The following is a 13115-nucleotide window of genomic DNA, read 5'->3' on the forward strand; positions in this document are numbered from 1 at the left end:
GGCAGCCGGCCCCGACGCTGTCGCCGGCCGGGTCGCGGACGAAGGCCGGGTGTGACGTGGAACGACACGCGTCACACCGCCGGACGCTGCGGCGTCCCGCTGGCATGAGACATACGATCCGGGCCGTCACCGGTCTGCTCGGCCTGCTCGCCGTCGCGGCCGGAGTGCTCGCGCTGCTCGCACCGTCCGCATTCGCCTCGGCCGTCAACTTCCCACCGCACCGGCACTTCGTGCATGACATCGGCGCGTTCCAGCTCGGCATCGGGGTGACCCTGCTGCTGGCCATCATCTGGGCCGACGGGTTCACCGTGGCCCTGGCCGGATATCTGGTCGGCAGCATCGCGCACACGGTGGTGCACGTCGCCGACCGGAACCTCGGCGGCGCCACCGGGCAGACGGTGATCATCGGAGTCTCGTCGGTGCTCGCCGCCGTGGCCCTGGTCGAGCGGTGGCGCGAGCTGGGCTGGATCCTCGGCCCGGTGGAGCCGGCCAGCTCGCCGCAGTGGGCGCCGTTCAGCCGGCAGAAGACCATCGCGCTCACCACGTTCCGCCGCGACGGCACCCCGGTCGCCACCCCGGTCAGCATCGCCGTCCGCGGCGAACGCGCCTACGTGCGCAGCTACGAGCGGGCCTGGAAGACCCGGCGGATCCAGCGGAACCCCGCCGTCACCGTGGCCGCCGCCACCGGGCGCGGCACGCCCACCGGCCCGGCCGTGCGGGCCACCGCCCGCCAACTGACCGGTGACGAGTACGCCACCGCGCGGCGGGCGCTGCGCCGCAAGTACCCGCTGCTGCACGGGGTGCTGGTGCCGCTGACGCACCGGCTCGCCCGGCGCAGGAGCGGCCGGACCGTGCACTTCGAGCTGCGCCTCGAGTGACCGCCGGCCGACCCGTCCCTGCACGCTCCTTCCACAGCGCTTCCACCGCCACCTGGCAGCGTGGACGTCAGCCCGGGAAGGTGCACCGCAACGCACCTCGCCCGACCACCCACCGACCGACGGCTGGCTTGTGCGGCCCGCGCCGATGCCCGATCAGGAGCACCGGTGGCGGCACCACACGCTGACGGGGGCCAGCCGCCGGCCAGGAGCACGGGGAAGGACTGTCCGATGCAGTACGAGTCGCTGGGGAGAACGGCAGGAAACAGCACCGCCCGAAGGAGAAGGACACCGCTGCTGCGCGGCCTCGCCGTGGCGGCCGTCGCGGTGACGTCGCTGTCGATGGCGGTGACCCCGGCCAGCGCGGCCAGCACCGAGGCTGGCGCACCGGCCGCCGCCGCGGCGGTGGTGCCCATCGCCGCCTCAGAGGTCCGCAACTACGCCTGGTTCAACAACAAGACCGACGCCGACATGCACGGCGGAGTCGTGGCACACGTGGCCCGGCTGATCAACGCCGCGCCGACCGGGGCGACGCTCTCGCTCACCCTCTACTTCTTCAACCGCCCGGAGATCGTCACTGCCCTGCGCGGTGCCGCCGAGCGGGGCGTTCGGGTGCGGATCGTCATCAACGGCAGCCAGGTCGGCACCGCCCACTACAACGCGCTGAAGGCGATCCCGGCCATCACGCTGGTGGAGTGCGGCGAGCGGCGACCCGACAAGCAGTCGACCCGCGGCTGCGCGACCAGCCGCACCGGTGCGACGCCGCTGACCAACCCACCTCTGATGCACAACAAGTTCATGACCATCTCCAGCGTGCAACTTCTCGGCGGCGGCACGGCCCGCAACGTCCTCTACGTCGCGTCGGCCAATCTGGATTACTACCGCGCGTACGAGAACGCCATCACCATCAGCAACGCCGGCCTCTACGCGGCCTACCTGAGCTACTTCAACGACCTGATGCGCTATGGCAACTCGGGGCGGAACAACCCCAACCTGGGCAGCACGACGGCCGTCGGCGACCACCGCGTCTACACCTTCCCCCGCCGGGAGGCGGCCGGGCGTAAGCCGGGCGGCGCCAGCAACGACCCGGTCGTCAGCCTGCTGAAGGCGACGAACTGCTCCGGCGGGACCCGCATCGACCTGGCCAACTTCCGGATCCAGCGTGCCGCGGTGGTGACGGAACTGAAGGCCGCCCGGAGTCGGGGCTGCCAGGTCAGGATCGTCACCGGCGCCACCTCGGGCCGGCCGCACGACGCGGGCGCCCCGATGCGGGCACTGGTGGACCTCGCCCGGGCGATGCCGGTGCACCTGTGCGGCTACACCGCAGCCGGCGGCGTACCCATGCACGAGAAGTTCATGATCGTGCGGCGTGGCGCCCAGTCCACGCTCTACGTGGGCAGCCACAACCTGACCTACCGCGCGCTGCGGCAGAACGACGAGAACATCCTGGCGCTGCGCAACCACCCGCTGAACGTGCCGTTCCAGCAGCGCTTCGACTCGCACTACGGCACGTGCCTGCCGTGGACGCCGCCCGCGAACGCCGCGGCTGCCGCCTCGGACACCGCCGACGTCGAGTAGCGACCAGGCCGGCCACACCCCGCCATCCGGGGTGTGGCCGGCATCAGCCGGGCGTCGACGGTTCGGACGCCTGTCGTAGCTGTTCCCGGACCTGTTCGGCGTCCGGGTGGTCGAGGTCGACGAAGATGTCCAGCGCCTGCTGCCAGCATTTGCGGGCGGCGGCGAGGTCACCGGCGGCGTGCCGGGTCTCGCCGAGGTGGCGCAGGGTGACCGCCTCGTTCATCCGGTCGCCGAGTTTCCGATAGAGGCCGAGGGCCTCCTGATAGCACGAGAGGGCCTGGTGAAGGTCGACGTGCCGGTACGCGTAGCCGAGGCTGTCCCAGGTGCCCGCCATGCCGACCGGGTCGCCGAGCCGATCGAGCAGGGCCAGCGCCCGACGGCAGTGTTCGATGGCCTGCTCGTGTTCGCCGAGCAGCGCGTGACACCAGCCCACCGAGTTGTGGGTGTTGGCGACCCCGCGCTCGTGACCGGCGCGCCGGAACAGCTCCAGCGCCCGCAGGTCGTGCCGCAGCGCCGCGCGGACGTCGCCCTGCTGCTCGGACAACCAGCCGAGGCTGCGGTAGGTGAAGCCCTGCCCGACCAGGTCACCGAGGTCGTCGAAGAGGCCCAACGCCTGCCGGTAGTCGTCCTGCGCGGCGTCGAACTGCCGCAGGCGCACCCGGGCACCGCCCAGGATCCGGTGCGCCTCCGCCTCCGCCGCGCGGTCACCCTGCCGCCGCGCCGCGGCCACCGCCATTTCCCCGACGTACGCCCAGTCGAGCCAGTGCCCCCGGCGGGCGAAGAAGTTCGCGGTGGCCCAGGCGAGCTGCCCGACCCGCTCGTCGAAGCCGGCCTGCGCGGCCCGATCCAACGCGGCGAGCAGCACCCGGTGCTCGGCGGTGAACCAGGCCAGCGCCGCCGGCCGGTCCCCGAAGGCCTCCGGTTGCGCGCCCGGCGCGGCCACCGGCGGGTCCGGCGGATCGCGGTGCGGCCAGAGCAGGCGGTCGGCGGCGAGCGCGGTGTGCAGGTAGTGGTCGAGCGCCCGTGGCAGCGCGGTTCGCACCTCGTCGGCGCCGGCCAGTTCGTTGCCGTAGGCGCGGAGCAGATCGTGCAGCGCGAACCGGCCGGGCACGTGCTCGACGACCAGGTGCGCCGCGGCCAACTCCCGCACCCCCGGCCGTACCTCGTCGACCGGCAGGGCGGCCAGACTGGCCGCGGCGGCGACGGTGACATCCGGGCCGGGATGCGCCGCCAGCAACCGGAACAGCCGGGCCGCCGTCGGGGTGAGCCCGTGGTACGACCACGAGAAGACCGCCCGTACGTCGGTGTCGCCCACCGCGAACGCGTCGAGCCGGCCGGCGCCGGCCCGCAACTCCCCGGCGAGCGCGTCGAGGCTGAACTCGGGGTGGGTGTCCGCGCGGGCGGCCACGATGGCCAACGCCAGCGGCAGCCGGCCGCACGACTCGATGATCTGCCCGACCGCCGCCGGCTCGCCCGCAAGCCGGGCGGCCCCGACCCGGCGCGCGATCAACTCACTGGACTCACCGCCGCTGAGCAGACCCAACCGCAGCGGCCGGGCACCCTCGGCGACCACCAGATCGGGCAACTGGTTGCGGCTCACCACGATGGCGGCGCAGCCCGGCGCGCCCGGCAGCAGCGGGCGGACCTGCGCCACGTCACGGATGTTGTCGACCAGCACGAGGATTCGTCGGCCGGCCAGCAGAGCGCGGTAGAGGCCGGTCTGCGCCGCCAGGGTCGCCGGCATCTTCTCGGGCGTGACCGCCAGCGCGTCGAGGAAACCGCGCAGCGCCTGGCTCGCGGTGAGCGGCGCCGCGACCGGGTCGTAGCCGCGCATGTCGACGTAGAGCTGCCCGTCGGGGAACTCCTCCCGGACCTCGTGGGCCAGGCGCACCGCGAAGAGCGTCTTGCCGACCCCGGCCAGCCCGCTGACCAGCACGGTGGGGCAGCTCTGCTCCCAGGCGAGCAGGAGCTGCCGGGCCGCGTCGAGTTCGTCGACCCGGCCGACGAACTGCGGTGGATCCGGCGGCAGCAACGAGGGCCGTGGCGGCTTGGCGTGCTCCGCCGGCAGCCGCGGCAGTGGCACCTGACGGCGCAGGATGTCGCGCTGCAGGGCCTGCAACTCCGGTGCGTCCAACCCGCGTTCCCGGAGCAGGTTCAGGCCCTCCCGGCACACCTCGGCCGCCTCGTCCACCCGCTGCTCGGCGTAGAGCGCCACCGCGAGCAGCCGCCGGACCCCCTCGTCGTACGGGTCGTCGACCACCGCGCCCGACAGCTGCGCGATCGCCTCGGCGTGCCGCCCGAGCGCGGTCAGCCCCTCCGCGTGGCCGCGGCGCGCCGCCCGGCGCTCCGCCTCGAGTTGGGCGACCGCCGGCAGCACGAACGGCCGGTCGGCCACGTCGGCGAAGGCTTGACCACGCCACAGGCTCAACGCTTCCGCGAGCCGAGCAACCCCCCGCTCGACCAGGTCCGGCTCGCCGGCCGAGACGAGTTGCCGGCCCTCCGCACACCATCGGACGAAGCGGTGCGCGTCGACCACGTCCGGCGGCAGCGCGAGCCGGTACGCCGACGCCACCCCGGCGCCGACCGTCGCCACCGCCGGCTCGTCCGCCGCCGTTCCGACCCGCAGCGCGCGGCGCAGGTGCGACACGTGACTGCGCAACGTCGTGCGGGCGCCCGGCGGAGGCGACTCGGCCCACATCAGCTCGACCACCCGCGAGGCCGGCACCGCCGTACCCGGCTCGACGAGCAGGATCGCCAGCAGCTCCACCAGTTTCGGGCCGAGCCGCACCGGCCGGTCGTCGACCTGCACCCGGACGGGGCCGAGCACGCTGATGCGCAACAACCCGTACTCACGCTCCCATCCGCCGCGTCCCCACTACGGTAGTGGTCGATCTCATGACTCTACGTGTAGTTGATCGAGTTTCCCGAATGTCGGGTAAGCGCCAAGGAGGCGCGCGGTGCAGAGGGGGAAGCGGTGAGTGATCGGATCGACTGGAACGACCTGCGCGACCGCCGGATGGGCGAGCCGGGGGCAGCCGAGGCGTACGAGGCCACCTGGATCGCCTTTGAACTCGGCCAGGAGGCGCGGGAGCTGCGCGAGAGCGAAGTTGGACGTCCGGCCCACGATGAGCGCCGACACCGCCTGAGCCCCTGACGCGGCACCCGTGATCGCCCGGGGCGTGCGAGCATGATCTGTCCCCTGTGCACAGTGACGATCCGGAAGGCAGCACCGTGGCAGACAACGCCCCGTTCTCCGTGACCGAGCAGATGCCGAAGATCGACGCGAGCGTGCCGCACTCGGCCCGGATCTGGAACTACTGGCTGGGCGGGAAGGACAACTTCGAGGCCGACCGGGCGGCCGGCGAGCAGGTACGAGCGATCTTCCCCGCGATGATCGAGACCGCTCGTGAGTCACGGGCGTTCCTCTCCCGCGCCGTCGGCTTCCTCGCCGGCGAGGCCGGCATCCGGCAGTTCCTCGACATCGGCACGGGCCTGCCCACCGCCGACAACACCCACGAGGTGGCCCAGCGGGTCCGGCCCGACAGCCGCGTCGTCTACGTCGACAACGACCCGATGGTGCTCGCCCACGCCCGCGCGCTGCTGGCCGGCACGCCCGAGGGGCTGACCCGATACCTGCACTCCGACCTGCGCGACCCCGACGCGGTGCTGCGCCAGGCCGCGGAGCACCTCGACTTCACGCAGCCCGTCGCGGTCCTGCTCTTCGGCGTGATGGGGCACATCGCCGACGACGACGAGGTGGCCGACGTCATCCGGGAGCTGCTCGCCGCGGTCCCCTCGGGCAGCTACCTGGCGCTCTCCGACGGCACCGACACCAGCGCGGCGGTCGTCGAGTCCCACCGGCAGTACAACGAGAGCGGCGCGGTGCCCTACCACCTGCGCAGCCCCGAGCGGATCGCCCGTTTCTTCGACGGCCTGGAGCTGGTCGAGCCCGGCCTGGTGCCGTTCACGCACTGGCGACCCGGGCAGGGCACCCCCGCCGACGTCGACGGCTACGGCGGCGTCGGTCGCAAGCCCTGACCGGCCGGGAACCGGTCCCTGGCGGGCTGTGCCACCTCTGAACTGCGAATTCACCGGGGGTCGGTGGCGAACGTCAGACCGGGGATGCTGTCATGTGCCGGTGGGGGAGTCAGAGGTACGGCGCACCGTCGAGACGGTGTGGCGGATGGAGGCCGGGCGCGTCGTCGCCGGCATCGCCGGGATCGTGCGCGACGTCGGCCTGGCCGAGGAGTTGGCCCAGGACGCGCTGGTCGCCGCCCTCGAACAGTGGCCGCGCGACGGCGTACCGGCCAACCCCGGCGCGTGGCTGACGACCGTCGGCAAGCGGCGGGCCATCGACGCGCTGCGCCGCCGGCAGACCCGCGAGCGTACGCTCGCCGAGCTCGGCCGCGACCTCGACGAGCAGGTGACCCCCGACTTCGACGCCGCCGTCGAGGACCGCATCGAGGACGACCTGCTCCGGTTGATCTTCGTCGCCTGCCACCCGGTGCTCTCCCCGATCGCGCGGGCCGCGCTCACCCTGCGGCTGATCGGCGGCTTGACCACCGGCGAGATAGCCCGCGCCTTCCTCACCACCGAACCCACCGTCGGCCAGCGGATCACCCGCGCCAAGCAGACCCTCGCCGCCGCCTGGGTGCCCTTCGAGGTCCCCGGGCCCGCCGACCGTGCCGAACGCCTCGACTCGGTGCTGGAGGTCGTCTACCTGATCTTCAACGAGGGGTACGCGGCCACCGCCGGCGACGACCTGATGCGCCCCGCCCTGTGCCAGGAGGCGCTGCGCCTGGCCCGGCAGTTGCAGGCGCTGATGCCCGGCGAGCCCGAGGTGCACGGCCTGGCCGCGCTGCTGGAGATCCAGGCCTCCCGTACCCACGCCCGCACCGCCCCCGACGGCGAGCCCATCCTGCTCAACGACCAGGACCGCCGCCGCTGGGACCAGTTGCTCATCCGCCGCGGGCTCGCCGCGCTCGACCGGGCCCGCACCGACCACCCCGGCCCGTACGCCGTGCAGGCCGAGATCGCGGCCTGTCACGCGCGGGCGCGTACCCCCGAGGAGACCGACTGGGCGCGGATCGCCGCGCTCTACGCGGAGCTGGCCCGGCTCGTGCCCTCGCCCGTCGTGGAGTTGAACCGGGCCGTCGCGATCGCCCAGGCCGAAGGGCCCGCCGCCGGTCTGGCGGCGGCCCGGGCGCTGGCCGACGAGCCGGCGCTCGCGCAATATTACCTGCTGCCCGGCGTGCTCGGCGACCTGCTCGCCAAGCTCGGCCGGCACGACGAGGCCCGGCAGGAATTCGAGCGCGCGGCGTCGCTCGTCGACAACGCGCGGGTGCGGGCACTGCTACTCGACCGGGCCGCCGACTGCGGCCAGAAAAAATCTTGAGAGCGGATGTCGGATCCCGGCCGACCCGCCCGACGCGTCAGTGAGAGACAGCAAACTTCCTGGAAGGAACCCTGAGATGCGCTACATGCTCATGCACAAGCTCGACGAGAACCAGCCCGGCGCCTTCGACCCCAGCCCGCAGTTCCTGGAGCGGCTGGGCGCCTTCATGGGGGAGGCGATCCAGGCCGGTGTGCTGCTCTCGGGCGAGGGCCTGGAGAAGAGCAGCAAGGAGTCGGCCCGGATCACCGCCGAGAAGGGCAAGACCACCATCATCGACGGCCCGTTCACCGAGACCAAGGAGCTCATCGCCGGGTTCGCGCTGATGGAGGTGCGGTCCAAGGAAGAGGCGGTGGAGTGGGGCAGGCGCTTCGCCGAGCTCTTCATCGCCGACGGCATCGACGTCGAGGTCGACGTCCGCCGGGTCAACGAGGGCCCGGAACCGGCCTGAGCTGACCTACGACGGGGAGCCGGCCGCGCCGGTCGGCTCCCTGTCCGGCGCGGCTAGGGAGCGTTTCATAATCCCGTCAGAGCCACTCGTTGATGATGGCGATGGTCAGGACGGCCTGGAAGCGGACGGCCAGCTTGTCGTAACGGGTGGCGACGCCGCGCTGGCGTTTGAGGCGGTTGATGCCGCACTCGACGGCGTGGCGTTGCCGGTAGATGGCCGGGTCGAACCCGGGCGGGCGGCCACCCTTTGATCCTCGGGCTTTGCGGTGGGCGTCCTGGTCGGTTTTGCTCGGGATACAGGCTTTGATACCGCGGGAACGTGGATGGCCCCGGTTGCCTTTCGAGGTGTAGGCCTTGTCGGCCAGGACCAGGTCCGGGCGGGTGCGGGGATGCCCACCGCCGATCCGGGCGATGCGGATCTTGCGCAGGACGGGGATGAACTGTGGGCTGTCCCCGCGTTGGCCTGCGGTCAAGGTCAGGGCCAGGACTTTCTGGCCTTGCTCGCAGGCGAGGTGGGTCTTGGTGGTCAGCCCGCCTCGGGAACGACCCAAGGCGTGATCGGCGGGTTCGTCGTGTACGCCGCCGGGTGGTTCTTTCTGCAGGTGCCCGTCGTGGCGGGCGCCAGCGGCGTGCTGATGGGCGCGGCTGGTCGTCGAGTCGATGCTGACGTTCCAGTCGATGCGACCGGCCGCGTCCGCCACGGCCTGCAACGCGGCCAGGATCTTCTCCCAGGTTCCGTCGCGTTGCCAGCGGCGGAACAGGCCGTAGATGGTGGGCCAGGGCGCGTACTCGGCCGGGACGTCTCGCCATGGCGATCCGATCCGAATCCGCCAGCGGATCCCGTCGATGAGCTGCCGTCTTGTCCACTTCGGCGGACGTCCCCTGGTCGAGCGCACAGGCAGCAACGGGGCGAGCGCCGCCCATTGCGCGTCGGTCAGATCGTGCCGCCTCGTCACCGCTAGGGTGGCCACGAGGTCTCCGGTGCATGGTGCTTCTTGGTCGTTGTACCAAGTACCGGAGACCTCTTCAGTTATCGATCACCGCCACGCCGTGACCTCGCCCGGCACACCCCGACTTATGAAACGCGCCCTAGTGCCGTGTCTGCTCAGGCTCGGCGCCCTCGTCACCCCACCGGGCCAGCGCGGCTGACAGCTCGTCCAGGAACGCGTCGACCTGCCGGACGTCGTATCCGCGCATCGCGATGACCAGCCCGGCGCGCGCCCGCTCGAACTCCGCCTTTATCTGGTAGCGCTGAATCACGCTCTCCGACATCAGCGCGTCCTGGCCGCGCCGGATCAGGGCATCCACCGGGACCGGGTCATACCCCCGTAGCCCCACGGCGAAGTCCGGTGCGTCGAACCGCTGCCGGCGCAGCTGCCGGGCATCGGTGAAGCGGTCGCCGCCGAAGCGGGCGAGGGCCGCGGCCACCTCGTCCGTTTTCTGGCGTACGTCGTCGAGGTCGAGGAGGACCAGGCCGGCCCGGCCGTCGACCGCGCTCTGACCGTCGAGGGGGCGACCGATCGTCGACCCGTCGGCCGGCACCAGCAGCAGGGTCGGGGACTTCGATGTGCTGCCGCCCACCGTCGGCACTGGTTGATCGAGGATGATCGCGTCGATCTCGGACCACGGCATCAACCGGTTGAGCCCGGCCGTCCGCAGCGTCAGCCCATCGGCTCCGATCTGGAACGTGAACGGCTTGAGCTCGCTGACGACCAGCGCGCCACCGATCACCAGCGCGAGACCGCCGAGGATCCACGCTCCGACGGAGGGCGGCGAACCGCCGGCCGCGCCGCAGAGCAGCACGGCGGCGCCGAACGCCAGGAACACGAGGCCGAGCACCAGCAGGCGTCGACTCTTCCGAAGCTCCACGCCCACACCTCAAATCTGCCGGGGATCGCCGCGCAGAGCATGGCACGGCAACGCAAGGATCCGCCGACTCCGACGGCGTCAGTCGATTACCTGACGTAGTCGGTTTGGAGATAATGCCTGGTCGCTTGACTACCTAGCGTGAGCGCGTCAACGACGAAGCGCCGCGGCGGTCATCCGATCACGCCGCGGCGCGGCAGACAGGAGAGCACACATGTCAGCTCGAAACGCCTCCCGCCGGTTCGGTCCCCGCGCGCTCAGCCTCATGGTCGGCCTCGCCGTCACCGGCGCAGTCGTGGTCGCCCCCGCCGCCCCGGCGTCGGCCGCCGTCCCCGGCCTGGTCCGGGTCGCCGTGACCAGCGTCAGCAACTCCACCGACTTCCGCAGCGTCACCGCGACCTGTCCCGTCGGCAAGGTGCTGACCGGCGCCGGCTACGAACTCAACGGGGCGACCGGCGAAGCGGTCGTCGACGACTTCCGACCAAACGGCGGCCCGGCCACCGCCCCGACCGCCGTCACCGTCGGGGCGTACGAGGCCGAGGTCTTCGCCGGCAACTGGTCCGTCACCGCGTACGCGGTCTGCGCCAACCCGGTCGCCGGCCTGGTGCGGGTCGCCGCGACCAGCGTCAGCAGCTCCGCCGACTTCCGCAGCGTCACCGCGACCTGCCCGGTCGGGAAGGTGCTGACCGGCACGGGCTACGAGCTCAACGGCGTCACCGGCGAGGCGGTCGTGGACGACTTCCGGCCCAACGGCGGCGTGGCCGCCGCGCCGAGCGCCGTCACCGTCGGGGCGTACGAGGCGGACGCCTTCGCCGGCAACTGGTCCGCCACGGCGTACGCGATCTGCGCCAACCCGCTCGCCGGACTGGTCCGCACCTCGGTGACGAGTGTCAGCAACTCCACCGACTTCCGCAGCGTCACCGCGACCTGCCCCGCCGGGAAGGTGCTCACCGGCGCCGGGTACGAGCTGAACGGCGTCACCGGCGAGGCGGTCGTGGACGACTTCCGCCCCAACGGCGGCCCGGCCATCGCGCCCACCTCGGCCACCGCCGGCGCGTACGAGGAGGACGCGTTCGCCGGCAACTGGTCGAACACCGCGTACGCCATCTGCGCGACGGCCTAACGGCTCCTCGGCGGACACGGGTGACGAGGGTGCGGACGCGACGGTCCGCACCCTCGTCTTCGGACTCACCGCGCACCCACTCTTCGAGGTCCGGCAATCTCGACGTCAACGTTCGCTCAGTTTCCGTGACCTCGCCGGTCACCTGGAGCCGAAACGATCACGGGGATCGCGCCTGGTCCCCGAGCGAATTGCGAGTCCACCGTGTCCTCCCCACGCCGTGCCCCGCGCCGCGTCCGGCGTTGCTCCTGGGGCGTGCTCGCGCTGGCCCTGATCGGGGTGCTCGTGCCGGATCCGGCCTCGGCGCACCCCTTCGGCGCTCCACAGCAGATTGAGGTCGCGGGCCAGGGCGAGCACGCCGTGCGGGTCCGCTGGCTGGTCGGCGGAACCGATGATCTGACCCTGCTCGGCATCGACCTCGGCGTGCTCCCGAAGGACCGGGTGATGCTGGACGGCGCGGTCAGCTACGAGGACTCCGACGCCGAGGCGATGGCCAAGGCGCCCGAGTTCGCCCGGTACCTGACCGAGCGGATCACCGCGACCCAGGACGGGCGGTCCTGCGCGGGCGAGGTCAGCGTCGCCGGCGACCTGGCGGCCGACGGCGCCGAGGTGCTGTTCACCTGCCCCGCGCCGGTGAGCCGAGTGACCGTGACCTCGCGGATGCTCACCGACCTGCATGAGGCCTACCGGACGCTCGCCAGAGGCCCCGACGGGCAGAAGGCGGTGTACGACGCCACACACGAGTCGGCCGACTGGAGCATCACCGCCGGCCCGGACCCCGGTTCCCGTGCCGCGTCGACCCGGACGGTCGCCGCGGTGTCGTCGGACCGCAGCGCCCGGCAACTCCTGGTCATCGGGGGCGTCATGCTGGCCGCCGCCGCGGCCGGGATCTTCTTCTACCGCCGACGCCGACGAGCGGCCTGAACCGTGGACGCCACCGTCAGCCTCGGCACCGCGCTCGTCGGCGACCCCCTCGCCCGCCTGCTCAACGGCGATCTCTTCGGGGCGGCAAGGATCGGCGATCAGCTGATCGAGATCGTGCAGTCGCCGGGTTTCGTGCCGGTGGCGCTGGTGATCGCCTTCCTGGCCGGGGCCGCGCACGGGCTCGCGCCCGGGCACGGCAAGAGCCTCGCGGCGGCGTACCTGATCGGCTCCCGCGGTCGGGTCCGCGACGCGGCCTGGCTGGGATTCTCGGTGGCCGCGATGCACACCGTCTCGGTGCTGGTCATCGCGGTGGCCTGGACCTTCTTCTCCCTCTCCGACCTGGTCAGCCTCGAACGACTCACCACCGGACTGCAACTGGTGGCCGGCCTGACCGTCGTCGCCGTCGGGCTCTGGCTGCTGCGCCGCCACCTGCGTCGGCACGGCCATCACCATGCGCACGACCACAGCCACGGCCACGGCCATGGTCACGGCCACACCCACGACCACGGCCACACCTCCCGGCCGGGTCTGCTCCTGTTGGGGGTGTCCGGCGGTCTGACGCCGTCCCCGGCGGCCTTCCTCGTGCTGGTGACCGGCATCTTCGCCGGCCGGGCCGGGATCGCCCTGCTTCTCGTGGTCTGCTTCGGCCTCGGGCTCGCCGCCGTGCTCTTCACCGTCGGACTGCTGGCCCTCACCGGCCGCTCCCTCGTGGCACGCGCCGCCTCGTCCCGCGCCCTCGTACGGCTGGCCGCGCGGGTGGCCCCCGTGCTGGCCGCCTGCGGAATCACCCTCATCGGCGTCGGCATCTCCGCCGCCGCCGTCGCCGGCCTGCCCGGGACCTGACCCGCTGTCGCGGATCCCCGACCACCGACCACCCCCACACCAGAAGAACCCCCAACCAGAAGGAGAT

General features: G+C 72.3%; 12 protein-coding genes. 9 read left to right on the plus strand and 3 right to left on the minus strand.

The features are described 5' to 3' along the window. The first annotated feature begins 104 nt into the window (after positions 1 to 104). The gene (locus tag ACIBBA_RS07325; RefSeq protein WP_396694674.1) at positions 105 to 878 is read left to right on the plus strand and encodes a PPOX class F420-dependent oxidoreductase; all 774 of its coding nucleotides are present in this window, start codon (positions 105 to 107) and stop codon (positions 876 to 878) included. 228 nt (positions 879 to 1106) lie between these two features. Further along, positions 1107 to 2453 (plus strand): phosphatidylserine/phosphatidylglycerophosphate/cardiolipin synthase family protein, encoded by a 1347-nt coding sequence (locus ACIBBA_RS07330; protein ID WP_396694676.1) that lies wholly within the window; start codon positions 1107 to 1109, stop codon positions 2451 to 2453. Between the two features lie 43 nt (positions 2454 to 2496). On the opposite strand, the gene ACIBBA_RS07335 is transcribed toward ACIBBA_RS07330, so the two are convergent. Continuing rightward, positions 2497 to 5295 carry a BTAD domain-containing putative transcriptional regulator gene (locus ACIBBA_RS07335; RefSeq protein ID WP_396694678.1) on the minus strand — a complete coding sequence of 933 codons (2799 nt, stop codon included), beginning with the start codon at positions 5293 to 5295 and terminating at the stop codon, positions 2497 to 2499. 132 nt (positions 5296 to 5427) lie between these two features. Here ACIBBA_RS07335 and ACIBBA_RS07340 point away from each other — a divergent pair, with 132 nt between their 5' ends. From ACIBBA_RS07340 to ACIBBA_RS07355, 4 genes are all read left to right on the plus strand, one after another. Continuing rightward, on the plus strand, positions 5428 to 5607 hold the full coding sequence (locus ACIBBA_RS07340) for a hypothetical protein (protein WP_396694680.1): 180 nt from the start codon (positions 5428 to 5430) through the stop codon (positions 5605 to 5607). Between the two features lie 113 nt (positions 5608 to 5720). Beyond that, the gene (locus ACIBBA_RS07345; RefSeq protein ID WP_396695180.1) at positions 5721 to 6491 is read left to right on the plus strand and encodes an SAM-dependent methyltransferase; all 771 of its coding nucleotides are present in this window, start codon (positions 5721 to 5723) and stop codon (positions 6489 to 6491) included. 100 nt (positions 6492 to 6591) lie between these two features. Continuing rightward, complete coding sequence (locus ACIBBA_RS07350; protein ID WP_396694682.1) at positions 6592 to 7848, plus strand: RNA polymerase sigma factor; 1257 nt, start codon at positions 6592 to 6594, stop codon at positions 7846 to 7848. Between the two features lie 76 nt (positions 7849 to 7924). After that, complete coding sequence (locus ACIBBA_RS07355; protein WP_396694684.1) at positions 7925 to 8296, plus strand: YciI family protein; 372 nt, start codon at positions 7925 to 7927, stop codon at positions 8294 to 8296. A gap of 76 nt (positions 8297 to 8372) precedes the next feature. Here ACIBBA_RS07355 and ACIBBA_RS07360 read toward each other — a convergent pair whose 3' ends face one another. After that, the gene (locus tag ACIBBA_RS07360; RefSeq protein ID WP_396695182.1) at positions 8373 to 9251 is read right to left on the minus strand and encodes an IS5 family transposase; all 879 of its coding nucleotides are present in this window, start codon (positions 9249 to 9251) and stop codon (positions 8373 to 8375) included. Positions 9252 to 9384: 133 nt separating this feature from the next. Continuing rightward, positions 9385 to 10164: a DivIVA domain-containing protein gene (locus ACIBBA_RS07365; protein ID WP_396694686.1), complete on the minus strand. Its 780-nt coding sequence runs from the start codon at positions 10162 to 10164 to the stop codon at positions 9385 to 9387. A gap of 211 nt (positions 10165 to 10375) precedes the next feature. On the opposite strand from ACIBBA_RS07365, the gene ACIBBA_RS07370 reads away from it, so the two are divergent. From ACIBBA_RS07370 to ACIBBA_RS07380, 3 genes are all read left to right on the plus strand, one after another. Next, entirely contained in the window at positions 10376 to 11284 is a 909-nt protein-coding gene (locus ACIBBA_RS07370) for a hypothetical protein (RefSeq protein WP_396694688.1), read from the plus strand. Between the two features lie 201 nt (positions 11285 to 11485). After that, positions 11486 to 12205: a hypothetical protein gene (locus tag ACIBBA_RS07375; protein WP_350869047.1), complete on the plus strand. Its 720-nt coding sequence runs from the start codon at positions 11486 to 11488 to the stop codon at positions 12203 to 12205. Positions 12206 to 12208: 3 nt separating this feature from the next. Continuing rightward, positions 12209 to 13048: a cobalt transporter gene (locus ACIBBA_RS07380; RefSeq protein WP_396694690.1), complete on the plus strand. Its 840-nt coding sequence runs from the start codon at positions 12209 to 12211 to the stop codon at positions 13046 to 13048. The last annotated feature ends 67 nt before the right edge of the window (positions 13049 to 13115 follow it).

This window comes from Micromonospora sp. NPDC051006 (assembly GCF_044456245.1).
Lineage (GTDB): Bacteria > Actinomycetota > Actinomycetes > Mycobacteriales > Micromonosporaceae > Micromonospora.

Bases quoted from the DNA above. Each gene is read 5' to 3' on its own strand.
- ACIBBA_RS07330 (WP_396694676.1), top strand. From the start codon at position 1,107: ATGCAGTACGAGTCGCTGGGGAGAACGGCAGGAAACAGCACCGCCCGA.
- ACIBBA_RS07345 (WP_396695180.1), top strand. From the start codon at position 5,721: ATGCCGAAGATCGACGCGAGCGTGCCGCACTCGGCCCGGATCTGGAAC.
- ACIBBA_RS07370 (WP_396694688.1), top strand. From the start codon at position 10,376: ATGTCAGCTCGAAACGCCTCCCGCCGGTTCGGTCCCCGCGCGCTCAGC.
- ACIBBA_RS07325 (WP_396694674.1), top strand. From the start codon at position 105: ATGAGACATACGATCCGGGCCGTCACCGGTCTGCTCGGCCTGCTCGCC.
- ACIBBA_RS07355 (WP_396694684.1), top strand. From the start codon at position 7,925: ATGCGCTACATGCTCATGCACAAGCTCGACGAGAACCAGCCCGGCGCC.